The 13,976-nt window shown below is 69.8% G+C and carries 13 protein-coding genes; 10 read left to right on the top strand and 3 right to left on the bottom strand.

Annotation, left to right across the window (positions count from 1 at the left end):
• Positions 1–30 precede the first annotated feature (30 nt).
• Positions 31–531, top strand: coding sequence for a MarR family winged helix-turn-helix transcriptional regulator (locus JK363_RS20220; protein WP_201876561.1), 501 nt, complete (start codon positions 31–33; stop codon positions 529–531).
• Positions 532–686: 155 nt separating this feature from the next.
• On the opposite strand, the gene JK363_RS20215 is transcribed toward JK363_RS20220, so the two are convergent.
• Together JK363_RS20215 and JK363_RS20210 are read right to left on the bottom strand one after the other, a co-directional pair.
• Positions 687–2,195, bottom strand: coding sequence for an MFS transporter (locus tag JK363_RS20215; RefSeq protein ID WP_201876373.1), 1,509 nt, complete (start codon positions 2,193–2,195; stop codon positions 687–689).
• A 201-nt stretch (positions 2,196–2,396) separates the two neighbouring features.
• Positions 2,397–3,083: a TetR/AcrR family transcriptional regulator gene (locus JK363_RS20210; RefSeq protein ID WP_201876372.1), complete on the bottom strand. Its 687-nt coding sequence runs from the start codon at positions 3,081–3,083 to the stop codon at positions 2,397–2,399.
• A gap of 263 nt (positions 3,084–3,346) precedes the next feature.
• On the opposite strand from JK363_RS20210, the gene JK363_RS20205 reads away from it, so the two are divergent.
• Positions 3,347–4,672 carry a M6 family metalloprotease domain-containing protein gene (locus JK363_RS20205; protein WP_201876371.1) on the top strand — a complete coding sequence of 442 codons (1,326 nt, stop codon included), beginning with the start codon at positions 3,347–3,349 and terminating at the stop codon, positions 4,670–4,672.
• Here JK363_RS20205 and JK363_RS20200 read toward each other — a convergent pair.
• Complete coding sequence (locus JK363_RS20200) at positions 4,638–5,267, bottom strand: TetR family transcriptional regulator (protein WP_201876370.1); 630 nt, start codon at positions 5,265–5,267, stop codon at positions 4,638–4,640. The genes JK363_RS20205 and JK363_RS20200 overlap by 35 nt on opposite strands.
• Positions 5,268–5,417: 150 nt before the next feature.
• On the opposite strand from JK363_RS20200, the gene JK363_RS20195 reads away from it, so the two are divergent.
• The 8 genes from JK363_RS20195 to JK363_RS20160 all read left to right on the top strand — a co-directional run bounded on the left by JK363_RS20195 (position 5,418) and on the right by JK363_RS20160 (position 13,623).
• Positions 5,418–5,573 carry a hypothetical protein gene (locus JK363_RS20195; RefSeq protein WP_201876369.1) on the top strand — a complete coding sequence of 52 codons (156 nt, stop codon included), beginning with the start codon at positions 5,418–5,420 and terminating at the stop codon, positions 5,571–5,573.
• Between the two features lie 3 nt (positions 5,574–5,576).
• Entirely contained in the window at positions 5,577–5,855 is a 279-nt protein-coding gene (locus JK363_RS20190) for a DUF4190 domain-containing protein (protein ID WP_201876368.1), read from the top strand.
• Between the two features lie 222 nt (positions 5,856–6,077).
• Positions 6,078–7,103 carry an ABC transporter substrate-binding protein gene (locus tag JK363_RS20185; protein WP_201876367.1) on the top strand — a complete coding sequence of 342 codons (1,026 nt, stop codon included), beginning with the start codon at positions 6,078–6,080 and terminating at the stop codon, positions 7,101–7,103.
• Positions 7,104–7,151: 48 nt separating this feature from the next.
• The gene (locus tag JK363_RS20180) at positions 7,152–8,033 is read left to right on the top strand and encodes a siderophore-interacting protein (RefSeq protein WP_201876366.1); all 882 of its coding nucleotides are present in this window, start codon (positions 7,152–7,154) and stop codon (positions 8,031–8,033) included.
• A gap of 180 nt (positions 8,034–8,213) precedes the next feature.
• Positions 8,214–9,797 carry a pyridoxal phosphate-dependent decarboxylase family protein gene (locus JK363_RS20175; RefSeq protein WP_307821797.1) on the top strand — a complete coding sequence of 528 codons (1,584 nt, stop codon included), beginning with the start codon at positions 8,214–8,216 and terminating at the stop codon, positions 9,795–9,797.
• 33 nt (positions 9,798–9,830) lie between these two features.
• Positions 9,831–11,138 (top strand): lysine N(6)-hydroxylase/L-ornithine N(5)-oxygenase family protein, encoded by a 1,308-nt coding sequence (locus JK363_RS20170; protein WP_201876365.1) that lies wholly within the window; start codon positions 9,831–9,833, stop codon positions 11,136–11,138.
• Positions 11,135–11,839 carry a GNAT family N-acetyltransferase gene (locus tag JK363_RS20165; protein WP_201876364.1) on the top strand — a complete coding sequence of 235 codons (705 nt, stop codon included), beginning with the start codon at positions 11,135–11,137 and terminating at the stop codon, positions 11,837–11,839. Before JK363_RS20170 ends, JK363_RS20165 begins: the two co-directional genes overlap by 4 nt.
• Positions 11,836–13,623 carry an IucA/IucC family protein gene (locus JK363_RS20160; protein ID WP_201876363.1) on the top strand — a complete coding sequence of 596 codons (1,788 nt, stop codon included), beginning with the start codon at positions 11,836–11,838 and terminating at the stop codon, positions 13,621–13,623. The genes JK363_RS20165 and JK363_RS20160 overlap by 4 nt, the downstream gene beginning before the upstream one ends.
• Positions 13,624–13,976 lie beyond the last annotated feature (353 nt).

Below are 13,976 nucleotides of genomic sequence, written 5' to 3'. Positions count from 1 at the left end.
AATCCTCCGTACAATGAACACGTGGACGCCATGAAGACCCCCGCAGACGGTGAAGCGACCCGTTGGCTGACCGAAGACGAACAGCGCACCTGGCAGGCGTACATCCAGGCGAGCATGCTCCTGGAGGACCATCTCGACCGCCAGTTGCAGCGGGACGCGGGGATGCCGCATGTCTACTACGGCCTGTTGGTGAGGCTCTCCTGGGCGCCACGCCACAGATTGCGGATGACCGAGCTCGCCGAGGCCGCCAAGATCACCCGCTCCCGGCTCTCGCACGCCATCGCGCGGATGGAGAAGGACGGCTGGGTACGGCGTGAGGATTGCGCCTCCGACAAGCGCGGACAGAACGCGGTCCTCACCGACAAGGGGTTCGAGGTGCTGAAGCAGACCGCACCCGGCCATGTCGACGCCGTACGGACCACGATCTTCGACCGGCTCACTCCCGAGCAGATCGAGCAGTTCGGCGACATCTGCCAGATCATCCGCGAGGGGCTCCAGCCGGAGGGCGCCGATCTGCCCTGGCTGCGCTGAGCGGCCCGCACGCCCCCATCGGACAACGCGCCCCCATCGGACAACGCGCCCCCACCCACGAACACACGAAGGCCCCGCTCCAGGAAGCGGGGCCTTCACCGCGGTACGGCGGCCGGCGGCGGCGTACGGCAGGCAGGGTGCGTCAGTGCGATGCGTCAGTGCGCCATGACCGGCACGGCGTCCTCGACCGCGCCGTCACCGGAACCGGCGACCGGACCCCCGCCGTCCTGCGGCCCCGCGTTGATGAAGGTGACAGCGATCACCGCCGCCAGCACCAGGATGCCGACCGCCCACCAGATGGCGGTGCTGTAGCCATGCACCATGGCCTCCAGTTTCAGCGCCGTGAGCGAGGGGGCGCCGGCCATGTGGGACTTGGCGTAGTCAGTGGTGGCGCTGGCCGCGATGGTGTTCAGCAGAGCGGTACCGATGGCACCGCCCACCTGCTGCGAGGTGTTGACCATCGCCGAGGCGACACCCGCGTCACGCGGCTGGACACCGTGCGTCGACAGGCTCATCGCGGGCATGAACGCCGTACCCATGCCCAGGCCGAGCAGGATGAACCCGGGCAGGATCTGCCAGGTGTACGAGGTGTCCAGATCGAGCTGGGTCAGCATCAGCATGCCGACCGCGGCGACCACGAAGCCCGGACCCATCAGCAGCCGGGCCGGGACCCGGGTCATCAGACGGGTGCCGATCTGCGTGGAGCCGACGATCATGCCAGCGATCATCGGCAGGAAGGAAAGACCGGTCTTGACCGGGCTGTACCCCTTCACGATCTGCATGTAGTAGGTGAGGAACAGGAAGAGACCGAACATGCCGATGATGGCGAGACCCATCGAGATGTAGACACCACCCCGGTTCCGCTCGGTGACCACCCGCAGCGGCAGCAGCGGGGCCTTCGTCTGGGACTCGACGACGGCGAACGCGGTCAGCAGCACGGCCGAGGCGATGAACAGCCCGATCGTCCAGCCCGCGGTCCAGCCGTCGGACTCGGCACGGGTGAAGCCGTAGACCAGCGCGACCAGACCGGTGGTGGCGAGGATCACGCCCGGGATGTCCAGCCGGGACCGGTTGCGGCTCTCGACGGGCTCGCGGATCACGGCGAACGCACCGGCGGCGGCCACGGCGGCGAACGGGATGTTCACGAAGAACGTCCAGCGCCAGTCCATGTACTCGGTGAGCACACCGCCGAGGATCAGACCCACGGCACCGCCACCACCCGCGATGGCACCGAACACACCGAACGCCTTGGCACGTTCCTTGGCGTCGGTGAACATCACGGCGAGCAGCGAGAGCGCGGCGGGCGCGAGCAGCGCGCCGAACACGCCCTGGAGCGCCCGGGCGCCCAGCAGCATCGCGCTGTTGACGGCGGCGCCGCCCAGTGCCGAGGCCGCCGCGAAGCCCACCAGCCCGACGATGAAGGTCTGCTTGCGGCCCCACAGGTCGGCGATCCGGCCGCCGAACAGCAGCAGTCCGCCGAAGGCGAGGGCGTACGCGGTGATGACCCACTGGCGGTTGCCGTCCGAGATGCCCAGATCGGCCTGGGCGGAGGGCAGCGCGATGTTCACGATGGTGGCGTCGAGGACGACCATCAGCTGGGCGAGGGAGATGAATATCAGCGCTTTCCAGCGCCGGGGATCGACGAATTGAGCCGTTTCAGGCATGAGTGGGCCTACCTAGCGGTGCAGAGAGTGAAAAACGGGACGGACTGGGCCGGTGGTCACCGGCGTGAAGTCGTTGGGTCGGGCGTCGGGGTGGAACGGAGAGGAGAAGCGCCGGAAGGGAAGTAAGGCACGCACACACAGAAGACCTGTGAACGCGTGAGAAATAAGCGGTGCTCGCTGGTCGGCCGAGTGAGATTCAGATCACTGCCGCTGTTGCAGATCCTCCAAGGTGGCGGGAGAGCCGGGTAGTTCGGAGCGCGCCGGGGCCGACAGGCCGTCCAGGAACAGCTGAAGATGCCGGTGCACGAAGATGTCGAAGTCCACACAGCCGTTGCCGGGCAGCGGCCGGGTGAGCTGGGTGAGGGCGACCATCAGATCACCGACGCCGATGTCGGTGCGCAGTCGGCCGGAGGCTCGCGCCGCCCCCATCAGGGCGTCGATACCGGCGGCCAGACGGTCGCGGGCGGCGATGAGGTCAGGGTGCTCCTTGTCGAGGCTGTCGGAGAGCAGAGGGCACAGGGCGCCGATCCGCTCATCCGCCGCCGCATGCACGAAGCGCCGCAGCGCGAGGAACGCGTCCGACTCCTCGGCCAGGGCCGATTCGGCCTGCTCGGCGATACGGGACATCACCGAGAGGGTCACGTGGTGGATCAGCTCGCGGCGGTTCGCGAAGTGCCGATAGATGGTGGCATTGCCGACACCGGCCCGTCGAGCGATTTCATCGAGCGGGATCTCGGCCCCGTACTCGACGAGCGCCTCCCGGGCGGTGGCGATGATCCGCTCCCGGTTGCGCAGGGCGTCCGCACGCAGGCGGTGCTGCCCGGGCCGGGCCGACTTCGCCGTCCGCCGGCCGGCCGTAGCCGTCTTGCTGGTGGCCGCTGAGGCCATGGCAGCGCTCCTTTCCGCGTATCGGTGTCCGGGCATCCGGAGGGTCCGGTTCCGATGTTTCGGCGTTCAACGTTTCCGGGGAGTCAGTCCCCGTTTGTGCGTGCACTGGTTCAAACGGGGAATCAGTCCCCGGAATTTCGCAGTCCTCTGTGACCTGCCTCACACTCGATCGACGGCCGGACCACCCGGACGGACCAGCGTTTTCCCCCGCACGGCCGCACCCCACGGGCGCCGCGACCCGCGCCGACACACCGTGGTCGGCGATGAGCCAGAGCCGTGAGACCTCCCGCCCTCGAATACGCAGGCCCCGCCGAGGCAGCGCATTCGCCGCCGCCGCCGTGCTCACGGCGGCGGTGGTGGCCCCGGCGGCGGCCCCTCATCCCCCGGCGCCCGCCGCCCCCAAGCGGGCACCCGCCCCGTCCGCCCACCCGGTCACCGGATCACTGGCGCCGTGCACCCTCGCCTCGGGCCATGGACTCCAGATGTCCGAGGGCATCCCCACCGGCCGCGGCTTCAGCCGCAGCACCGGTACGGTCCACGCCCTCAACCTGATGATCGACTTCCCGGACGTACGCGGCAAGGGCACGGCCCGGGAGCGCTTCGAGGAGTTCTTCCCGCAGACCTCCCGCTGGTTCGCGCGGAGTTCGTACGGACGGCTCGACTACCGTCCCGCGATGCCGATCGACCACTGGCTGCGGATGCCGCACTCCTTCACGTCCTATGACATCAAGCGTGGCAGCCCCTTCGAGCCCGGCTATCGCAAGCTGGTCGCCGACCTCGTCAAGGTGGCCGACCGCCGCATCGACTTCAGCCGCTACGACCTGGTCAACGTGCTGGTGACACCGAACGCCGGGCCGCCCGCCGCCCATGCCGTGCTCTCGGTGACCTACGCCGACAACCAGCGCGCCCCGGTCGCCGACGGTGTGCCGCTGGCCAATGTCTCGTTCGTCTACAGCCGCCAGGACGACGGCTCGGGCTCGCTGCACCGCACCGGCTACCGGGTGCTGCCGCATGAGAACGGCCATGTCTTCGGGCTGCCCGACCTCTACACCCACGGCGGCGGGGACCGGGTGGGCCACTGGGATGTGATGTCCGAGGACTGGGGCGCCGGGAACGATCTGCTGGCCTGGCACAAGTGGAAGCTGGGCTGGTTCGGTCCGGGCCAGGTCAGCTGCGCCTCCCGGCCCGGCGTCTCGGGCCACACCCTGACGCCGCTGCACCGCGCGGATGGCACCAAGCTGGTCTTCGTGCCCGTCTCGGCGTCCACCGGCTACGCCATAGAGGCGCGGACGAACGGCGGCAACGACGAAGCGGTCTGCAAGCCCGGAGTGCTGATCTCCTGGGTGGACACCCGCGTCGACTCCGGCGGCGGCCCGGTCACCGTCATGGACAGCGTCCCCGACGGCCGCGGCTGCACCCGGGAGCGCAATGTGCACCCCGGGCTCAGCGACGCGGCCTTCGGCCCCGGTGAGACCTTCACCGGGAGCGTGGGAGGCATCCGGGTACGGGTCCGGGTCGTGAGGCAGGACGCGAGCGGTGCCTACGGCATAGAGGTCACCCGTCGCGCCAGTGGCGGCGCCCGAGGCTGATCAGCAGCAGCTGCTTCCGTGCGGTGTCGGCCACCCGGCGCTCCTCGTCCGGCCGGTCCGGCGGAACCTCCAGGAACGCGGTCGCGGTCATCACCATGTGGTCGACATACATCTGGGCAAGGATCCGGACATCCTCGGCGGACCAGCCCTCCGGGGTCAGCTGCGGGGCGAAGGCATCGGCCACCTCGTCGGCGAACCGGTCCAGTTCGGCGGCGATCGCCTCACGCACCGGACGGACGCCGCCATGCCGCTCACGTGCGATGAAGCGGATGTGGGCGGGGTAGCGGCGGACCTGTTCGGCGACCGCCTCGACGGTGGCCTCGATCCGCTCCTCGTCCCCGATCTGGTCGGCGAGTATCGCGCGGATCAGGGCGTGCAGGCTGCCCAGCGACTCCTCGACCAGCGCGACGCCGAGGTCGCTCAGATCCCGGAAGTGCCGGTAGAAGGCGGCGGGGGCCACCCCCACCACCCGGGTGACCTCGCGCAGGCCGAGGCTGCTCAGGCTCTGGTCCTCCAGCAGTCGCAGCCCCGCGTCCAGCAGCGCGCGCCGCGTCTTCTCCTTCTGGGCCTGCCGGACCCCGGACGTGTGACTCATATCATTCAGTAAACAGCTGTTTGCTGACTTTGGCCAGGGGTTCGGGGAGTACTCTGGAAGTCAGTGAACAAGTGTGCATTCAATTGTTCACCGAAATACCACCCCCCACGCCCATCCGCATCCGGATCCACCTCTTCGAGAGAGGCTCACATGCTCTTCATCGTCGCGGCTCTCGCCCTGATGGGGATTCTGCTGGGCGCGGCTGCACACACCCCGCTCCCGCTGTTCCTCGCCGCCTCCGCGGCCATCGGCGTCTGGCTGACGGTCTTCTTCATCCGCGAACGCACCGGACACAAGGGGAGCTGACCCATGGCACTGACCGCACCCACCCGCACCTCGCCGACCCGGGCCCGCAAGGACGCCGACGGTATGGCCGTCGCCTCCTTCGTCCTGGGGCTCATCGGCACCCTGCTCTTCAACGCCGTCTTCGGACCGTGCGCCATCGTCCTCGGGACGCTCGCGCTCGCCCGGGAGACGAGCCGCCGGGGCCGGGCGCTGCTCGGGATCGCACTCGGCGCCGTGGACGTGATCCTGCTCATCGTCCTGGTGACCCTGGACCAGTCCGTCTTCTGGCAGTTCGGCGGCTGACGGACCGACAGCACATCCCAACACCCCGCGCGGGCACGCCTGTTGTGCCTGCCGCGGGGTGTCGCGCGTTCACCGCGGCCCGGCGCCGGCACCTCTCGATCGCCGGACAGGACGGACCCCGCCCCCTGGACAATCGTGTTGGTTAGGCTAACCTAACTACGTCCTCGGGTCGCCGTCCCGTGACCACGTCCCCGTGCAGCATGCAGATCGAGAGAAGGCATCATGCGCCACGCCAGAGCACTCCCCCTGTCCCGCCGCGGTCTCCTCGCCGCGGGCGGAGCCGTCGGACTCGGCGCCCTGGTCACCGCCTGTGGCAGCAAGGGCGGTTCGGACTCCGGCGACGGCGGCAAAGGCGGCTCCTGGTCGTTCACCGATGACCGCAAGAAGAAGATCACCGGCGACAGCGCGCCCGAGCACATCGTGGCGTACATCGGCGCCGCGGCCGCGCTCTACGACTTCGGCATCGACCAGCAGATCACCGGCATCTTCGGCCCCAGCAAGCTGAAGAACGGCAAGCCGGACGTCCAGGCGGGCGACTTCCCCGTCGACCACGCGAAGTCCCTGGGCAATGTCTGGGGGCAGTTCAACGTCGAGAAGTACGCCTCGCTCACGCCCGATCTGCTGATCACCAACATGTACGACCCGGGCGCGCTCTTCTACATCCCGGACGACAGCAAGAAGAAGATCCTGGACCTGGCCCCGAGCGCCGCCATCACCACTGGCCGCGTCTCCATGGTGGAGCCCATCAAGCGCTATGCCGAGCTGGCCAAGGCTCTCGGCGCGGACCTCCAGGCCAAGAAGGTCACCGAGGCCAAGAAGCGCTTCGAGAAGGCGTCCGAAGAGCTGCGCACGACGGTGAAATCGCACCGGATCAAGGTCATGGCCTGCTCCGCCAGCGCCGACCTCTTCTATGTCTCCAACCCCAAGATCAACGCCGACCTGATCTACTTCAGCGAGCTCGGTGTCGACTTCGTCCAGCCCCAAAAGACCGACAAGGGCGGCTACTTCGAGAGCCTCAGCTGGGAGAACGCCGACAAGTACGACGCCGATGTGCTCTTCCTCGACAACCGCACCGCCACCCTCCAGCCCGAGGCCCTGACCGGCAAGCCGACCTGGTCCAAGCTGCCCGCCGTCAAGGCCGACCAGATCGCCCCCTGGAGCAGCGAGCCGCGGTTCTCGTACGCGGGTGCGGCGCCGCTGATCGAGTCCCTCACCAAGGCGATCCAGGACGCGAAGAAGGTCAGCTGACCCGCTGCCCCGGCCGATCCACGGCAAGCGAAGGGAAGACACCCTCCCATGACCACCGCAGCCACCACCGCCCCCACCGCCGTCCCGTTCCGCTTCTTCGACGCGCAGGTGGTGCGCACCCGTCCGCTCGGACCCTCCATGGCCCGGATCACCTTCGGCGGCGGATGTCTCAAGGACTTCGCCACCGGAGGCCGGGACCAGCGCTTCAAGCTGTTCCTGCCGCATCCGGGCCAGTCCGCCCCCGTCGTGCCCACCGAGCACGGCGAGGGCTGGTTCGCCGCCTGGCGGGCCATGGACCCCGCCGTCCGCGGTGTCATGCGCTCGTACACCGTGCGCGACCAGCGCCGTGAACCCGGCGAGATCGACGTGGACTTCGCCCTCCACGAGGACGGCGGACCGGCCGCGCGCTGGGCCGCCCGTGCCGAGGCCGGCGACCGCGTCACCCTGCTCGGCCCCACCGAGGGCGACAACGCGGGAGTCGACTTCCGCCCGCCGCCCGGTACCGACTGGGTCCTCCTCACCGCCGACGAGACGGCACTGCCCGCCGTCGCCGGAAGCCTCCAGTGGCTCCCCGCGGGCACCCTCGCCAAGGTCTGGATCGAGGTCCAGCACGCCGCGGACATCCAGGAACTGCCCACCGCCGCCGACGCCGAGATCACCTGGCTGGTCCGGGACGGCGCCGCCCCCGGCACCCCGCGCCACGCCCTCGTCCTGGACGCACTGCGCGCCGCGGAGCTGCCCCGGGGCACCCCGTACGCCTGGATCGCGGGCGAGGCCGGGACGGTGCGCGAGGTGCGCCGCCATCTGGTCCGCGAACGCGGCTTCGACCGCAAAGCCGTGACCTTCACCGGCTACTGGCGCCTGGGCGCCTGTGAGGAACAGCTCGTCGAGGAAGCCGTGTCGGGCACCGGCCGCGCGGAAGACAACTGACCCCCTCGTAGCCCCTCTTCTTCCTCGTTCCCGAACCCCTCCCCCATACCGATCACCACTGGCCGACGGGCGACTGACCGGCGGTGCGCTCCGGCGCGCCCCGGCCCCGGCGGCCAGGGCACCCGCACGCCCACCCGCCCGCGGACCACCCCCCACGCCCGCTTCCAGAAGGGACAGACCGTGAGTTTCCTCGCGCAGACCGCTGAGGACCCGTCGCCGGAGTCCATACCGGGGGCGGCGGATGGCCGGGCCCACCTCTTCAACGACCGTACGGCCGAGCGCTACCGGCGCTCCGTGACCGGCGGCGTCGACCTGGTGGCCGCCACCGTCGCCCGCACCGACCGCCCGTTCACCGGTGTCACCCCCGCCCAACTGGCCCCCGAGATCTCCGGAATCGACCTGGAACGGCCGCTGGGTGACGCGGGCGCGGCGCTCGAGGAGCTGAAAGGCGTCTACCTCAAGGACGCCGTCTACTTCCACCACCCGCGCTATCTCGCCCACCTCAACTGCCCGGTGGTGATCCCGGCGCTGCTCGGCGAGGCGGTCCTGTCCGCCGTCAACTCCTCGCTGGACACCTGGGACCAGAGCGCGGGCGGCACCCTGATCGAGCGCCGTCTGATCGACTGGACCGCCGAGCGCATCGGCCTGGGCGAGGCCGCGGACGGCATCTTCACCAGCGGCGGCACCCAGTCCAACCTCCAGGCGATGCTGCTCGCCCGCGACGAGGCCTGCAAGCTCGTGGAGAAGGAGGCTGCGGCGACCGGGTCCGGGGAGATCCCGCCCAAGTCCGCGATCCTGCCGCGGCTGCGCATCCTCACCTCCGAGGCCAGCCACTTCTCCATCCAGAAGGCCGCCGCCATCCTCGGACTCGGCTACGAGGCCGTCATCCCCGTCCCGTGCGACCAGGACCGCCGGATGCGCACCGTCGCCCTCGCCCGCGAACTGGACCGCTGCCACCGCGAGAACCAGGTCGTCATGGCCGTGGTCGCCACCGCCGGAACCACCGACTTCGGCTCCATCGACCCGCTGCCCGAGATCGCCGGACTGTGCGCCCGGTACGGCAGCTGGCTTCATGTGGACGCCGCGTACGGCTGCGGACTGCTGGCCTCCACCACCCGCCGCCATCTGCTGAACGGCATCGAGCGCGCCGACTCGGTCACCGTGGACTACCACAAGTCCTTCTTCCAGCCGGTGAGTTCCAGCGCGGTACTGGTCCGCGACCGCGCCACGCTCAGCCACGCCACGTACCACGCGGACTACCTCAACCCCGAGCGCAGCGCCGAGAACCTGATCCCCAACCAGGTCGACAAGTCCATCCAGACCACCCGCCGCTTCGACGCGCTCAAGCTGTGGCTGACGCTGCGCATCATGGGCGCGGACGCCATCGGGGCGCTCTTCGACGAGGTGGTGGACCGGGCCGCCGAGGGATGGAGCCTGCTGGACACCGATCCGCGCTACGAGGTCGTGACCCAACCCCAGCTGTCCACACTGGTGTTCCGCTACGTTCCGCCCGCCGACGAGACGTGCGACCCCGCCCTCGTCGACCGGGCCAATCTGCACGCCCGCGAGGCCCTGGCCGCCTCCGGTGAGGCCGTGGTGGCGGGCACCGTCGTCGACGGCCGCCACTACCTGAAGTTCACGCTGCTCAACCCGGAGACCTCGCTGAGCGACATCGCGTTCGTCCTCGACCTCCTCGCCGAGCACGCCGGTCAGTACCTGGCCCTTCACATCGAGCCCGAACTCAGCCACTCCCGCGCCAGCTGAGCCGCTGACCGCCGACCCCTCCCGGAGACCCCCGTGTCCACCCCTCACACCCACGACTTCATCGCGGTCGGACTGGGCCCCTACAACCTGGGCCTCGCCTGCCTCACCGAGCCGATCGACGAACTCGACGGCCTGTTCCTGGAGAGCAAGCCCGACTTCGACTGGCACCCGGGGATGCTGCTGGACGGCGTCACCCTCCAGACCCCGTTCATGGCCGACCTGGTCACCCTCGCCGACCCCACCTCCCCGTACTCCTTCCTCAACTACCTGAAGGAGTCCGGGCGGATGTACTCCTTCTACATCCGCGAGATCTTCTATCCGCTGCGCGCCGAGTACAACGACTACTGCCGCTGGGCCGCCGCCAAGCTCAGCAGCGTCCGCTTCGGCCACGAGGTGACCCGCGTCGAGTACGACGAGGCCGACGGCGTCTACACGGTGCACGCGGTCCGCGCCACCACCGGCGAGTCCACCGCGTACCGCGCCCGCCACCTCGTCCTGGGCACCGGCACCCCGCCGTACATCCCCGACGCCTGCCGGGGCCTGGACGGCGATCTGCTGCACAACGCGCACTACCTGGAGCACAAGGAAGCCCTCCAGGCCAAGGAGTCCATCACCGTCGTGGGCAGCGGCCAGAGCGCGGCGGAGATCTACCAGGACCTGCTGGCCGACATCGACAGCCACGGCTACCGGCTCAACTGGATCACCCGCTCCCCGCGGTTCTTCCCGCTGGAGTACACCAAGATCACACTGGAGATGACCTCGCCGGAGTACGTGGACTACTTCCACGCACTGCCCGAGGACACCCGCTACCGGCTGGAGTCCGAGCAGAAGGGCCTGTTCAAGGGCATCGACGCGGACCTCATCAACGCCATCTACGACCTGCTGTACCAGAAGAGCGTGAGCGGTCCGGTGCCCACCCGCCTGCTGACCAACACCGCGCTCACCGACGCCTCGTACGACGAGGCCGGCGGGACGTACACCCTCGCGCTGCACCACACCGAGCAGGGCCGGGACTTCTCCCTCACCACCCAGGGCCTGGTCCTCGCCACCGGCTACCGCTACCAGGTGCCCGCCTTCCTGGAGCCGGTGCGCGACCGCATCCGCTGGGACGGCCACGGCCGCTTCGACGTCGCCCGCAACTACAGCGTCGACACCACCGGGCGCGGCATCTTCCTCCAGAACGGTGCCACCCACGCCCACAGCCTCACCTCCCCCGACCTGGGCATGGGCCCCTACCGCAACTCGTGGATCATCCGCGAGCTGCTGGGCCGTGAGCACTACCCGATCGAGAAGTCCATCGCGTTCCAGGAGTTCGGTGCGCCGGAAGGAGCCGTGTCATGACCCTCTTCACCCGTACCGACGACCGGCTCGGCACCTTCGCGCTGCGGCGGCTGGACCCCACGGCCGACGCGGCGCTGCTGCACGGCTGGGTGACCCACCCCAAGGCGTCCTTCTGGATGATGCAGGACGCCGGCCTCGCCGAGGTCGAGCAGGAGTACCGGCGGATCCACGAACACCCGCACCACGAGGCGTTCATCGGGCTGCACGAGGGCGCCCCCGCCTTCCTCGCCGAGCGCTACGACCCGGCCCACGTGGACCTGGTCGGGCTCTACGAGCCCCAGGAGGGCGACCTCGGCATGCACTTCCTGTGCGCGCCGACCGACACCCCGCTGCACGGCTTCACCCTCGCCGTCATCACGACGGTGATGGAGTTCTGCTTCGCCGACCCGGCGGTCCGGCGCGTCGTGGTCGAGCCCGACGTGCGCAACGGGGCGGTCCACGCGCTCAACGCGGCCGTCGGATTCGAGGTCGTCGAGAAGATCGCCAAACCGGAGAAGGACGCCTATCTGAGCGTGTGCACGCGTGAGCGGTTCGAGGCCGCGCGTGCCGCCAATGCCGCCGCCGACGCCGGGGGCGCTGCCACTGCCGTGGAGGGCGCCACCTCTGCCGCTGAGGGGGCCGCCACTGCCGCTGGGGGCGCCACCGATGCCGCTCGGGGCGCCGCCGCTGAACCCCGTACCGCCCGAGGAGTGACCCGATGAGCCCCCGCGATGCCGTCTCCCACCTCACGCCCGACCTGTGGGAGCGGGCGGGCCGCCTGCTCATCCGCAAGGCGCTCGCCGAGTTCACCCATGAGCGGCTACTGACGCCCGTACTCGAGGACGACGGCCGCTACGCCGTACCGAGCGACAACGGCGCCTCGACGTACCGTTTCGCCGCCCGCGTCCTGTCCCTGGAACACTGGCTGGTCGACGCCGACAGCATCACCCGCCACGGCCGCGACGGCGCCGAACTCCCCCTCGACGCACTCGACTTCTTCATCGAGCTGCGCGCCACACTGGGCCTGAGCGAGGAGATCCTGCCGGTCTACCTGGAAGAGATCAGCTCCACCCTGTCCGGCTCCGCCTACAAACTGGCCGCCGAGGCGGTGGGCGCCGCCCAGCTCGCCAAGTCCGGTTTCCAGGAGATCGAGACGGGGATGACCGAGGGTCACCCCTGCTTCGTCGCCAACAACGGCCGGCTCGGCTTCGGCGTCCACGAATACCTCTCGTACGCCCCGGAGACCGCGAGCCCGGTTCAGCTGATCTGGCTCGCCGCCCGCCGCGACCGCTCCACCTTCACCTCCTGCGCGGATCTCGACTACGACGGGCTGATCCGCTCCGAGCTGGGCGAGGAGACCCTCGCCCGCTTCGCGGACACCATGACCGGCCTCGGCCTGGACCTGGCCGACTACCACCTGCTGCCGGTGCACCCCTGGCAGTGGTGGAACAAGCTCTCGGTCTCCTTCGCCGCCGAGGTCGCCCGGCAGCACCTGGTCTGCCTCGGCCCCGGCGAGGACGAGTACTTCGCCCAGCAGTCGATCCGCACCTTCTTCAACACCAGCGACCCGTCCAAGCACTATGTGAAAACCGCCCTGTCCGTCCTCAACATGGGCTTCATGCGGGGCCTGTCCGCCGCCTACATGGAGGCCACCCCGGCCATCAACGACTGGCTGGCGGGCGTCATCGAGGCCGACGACGTCTTCCGCGCGGCCCGCTTCTCGATCATCCGCGAGCGGGCGGCCATCGGCTACCACCACCGGCAGTACGAGGCCGCCACCAACCGCTACTCCCCCTACCGCAAGATGCTCGCCGCGCTGTGGCGCGAAAGCCCCGTCCCGTCGCTGGAACCCGGCCAGCGACTGGCCACCATGGCGTCCCTGCTGCACCTCGACACCGAGGGCAACTCCTTCGTCAGCGCCCTGATCGAGGAGTCCGGCCTCACCCCGGCCGAGTGGCTGCGCCGCTACCTGGACGCGTATCTCACCCCGGTGCTGCACAGCTTCTACGCGTACGACCTCGTCTTCATGCCGCACGGCGAGAACGCCATCCTGGTGATCGAGGACGGCGCGGTACGGCGCGTCATCTTCAAGGACATCGCCGAGGAGATCGCGGTCATGGACCCGGCCGCGGTGCTGCCCCCGGCCGTCGAGCGCATCCGCGCGGACGTCCCCGAGGACATGAAGCTACTGTCGATCTTCACCGATGTCTTCGACTGCTTCCTGCGCTTCCTCAACGGGATCCTGGTCGACGACGGTCTGCTGACGGAGGACGCCTTCTGGCGCACGGTGGCCGACTGCGTCACCGCGTATCAGGAGTCCGCACCGCAGCTGGCGGACAAGTTCGCCCAGTACGACATGTTCGCCGAGGACTTCGCGCTGTCCTGCCTCAACCGTCTCCAACTGCGCAACAACAAGGAGATGGTGGACCTCCAGGACCCTGCCGGAGCGCTCCAGCTGATCGGCACCCTGCGCAACCCGATCGCGCGCTTCCGCCCGGAGGGCTGAGCGGGGTCTCCCGGGGGCGCGGCGGCCGGGGGGCGGGAACAGCCCCGGCCTGGGGGGTGGGAACAGCCCCGGCCCAGGCACGCTCCGGGGACCGGTCCCGCCCCAGGGGGGCGAGCATGGGGCCGTCGGCCCCGGCACGGGGAGGACGCCCCTCGGGGCGTGGCGTGCGGGGGGGGGGGGGACGACGTCCAGCGGGGGCGGTCGGCCTCCGGACCGGCATGGGGGCCGGTCCGGGGGTCGAGCCGGGGAAGGCCCGGGGCCGGGCCTTGGGGGGCCGGGCCTTGTTGGGAGGGCCGGGTCAGGGGGACCGGGACCGTCGGCGGCCAACCCGGCGGAACGGCCGCGGGACGGAC

Origin of the sequence: Streptomyces coffeae (assembly GCF_016741875.1) — a bacterium.
Lineage (GTDB): Bacteria > Actinomycetota > Actinomycetes > Streptomycetales > Streptomycetaceae > Streptomyces > Streptomyces coffeae.
This window is presented reverse-complemented; position numbering and strand designations above follow the sequence as displayed.

Bases quoted from the DNA above. Each gene is read 5' to 3' on its own strand.
- JK363_RS20215 (WP_201876373.1), bottom strand. From the start codon at position 2,195: ATGCCTGAAACGGCTCAATTCGTCGATCCCCGGCGCTGGAAAGCGCTG.
- JK363_RS20195 (WP_201876369.1), top strand. From the start codon at position 5,418: ATGCTCTTCATCGTCGCGGCTCTCGCCCTGATGGGGATTCTGCTGGGC.
- JK363_RS20185 (WP_201876367.1), top strand. From the start codon at position 6,078: ATGCGCCACGCCAGAGCACTCCCCCTGTCCCGCCGCGGTCTCCTCGCC.
- JK363_RS20180 (WP_201876366.1), top strand. From the start codon at position 7,152: ATGACCACCGCAGCCACCACCGCCCCCACCGCCGTCCCGTTCCGCTTC.
- JK363_RS20190 (WP_201876368.1), top strand. From the start codon at position 5,577: ATGGCACTGACCGCACCCACCCGCACCTCGCCGACCCGGGCCCGCAAG.
- JK363_RS20205 (WP_201876371.1), top strand. From the start codon at position 3,347: ATGAGCCAGAGCCGTGAGACCTCCCGCCCTCGAATACGCAGGCCCCGC.
- JK363_RS20220 (WP_201876561.1), top strand. From the start codon at position 31: ATGAAGACCCCCGCAGACGGTGAAGCGACCCGTTGGCTGACCGAAGAC.
- JK363_RS20160 (WP_201876363.1), top strand. From the start codon at position 11,836: ATGAGCCCCCGCGATGCCGTCTCCCACCTCACGCCCGACCTGTGGGAG.
- JK363_RS20165 (WP_201876364.1), top strand. From the start codon at position 11,135: ATGACCCTCTTCACCCGTACCGACGACCGGCTCGGCACCTTCGCGCTG.
- JK363_RS20200 (WP_201876370.1), bottom strand. From the start codon at position 5,267: ATGAGTCACACGTCCGGGGTCCGGCAGGCCCAGAAGGAGAAGACGCGG.
- JK363_RS20210 (WP_201876372.1), bottom strand. From the start codon at position 3,083: ATGGCCTCAGCGGCCACCAGCAAGACGGCTACGGCCGGCCGGCGGACG.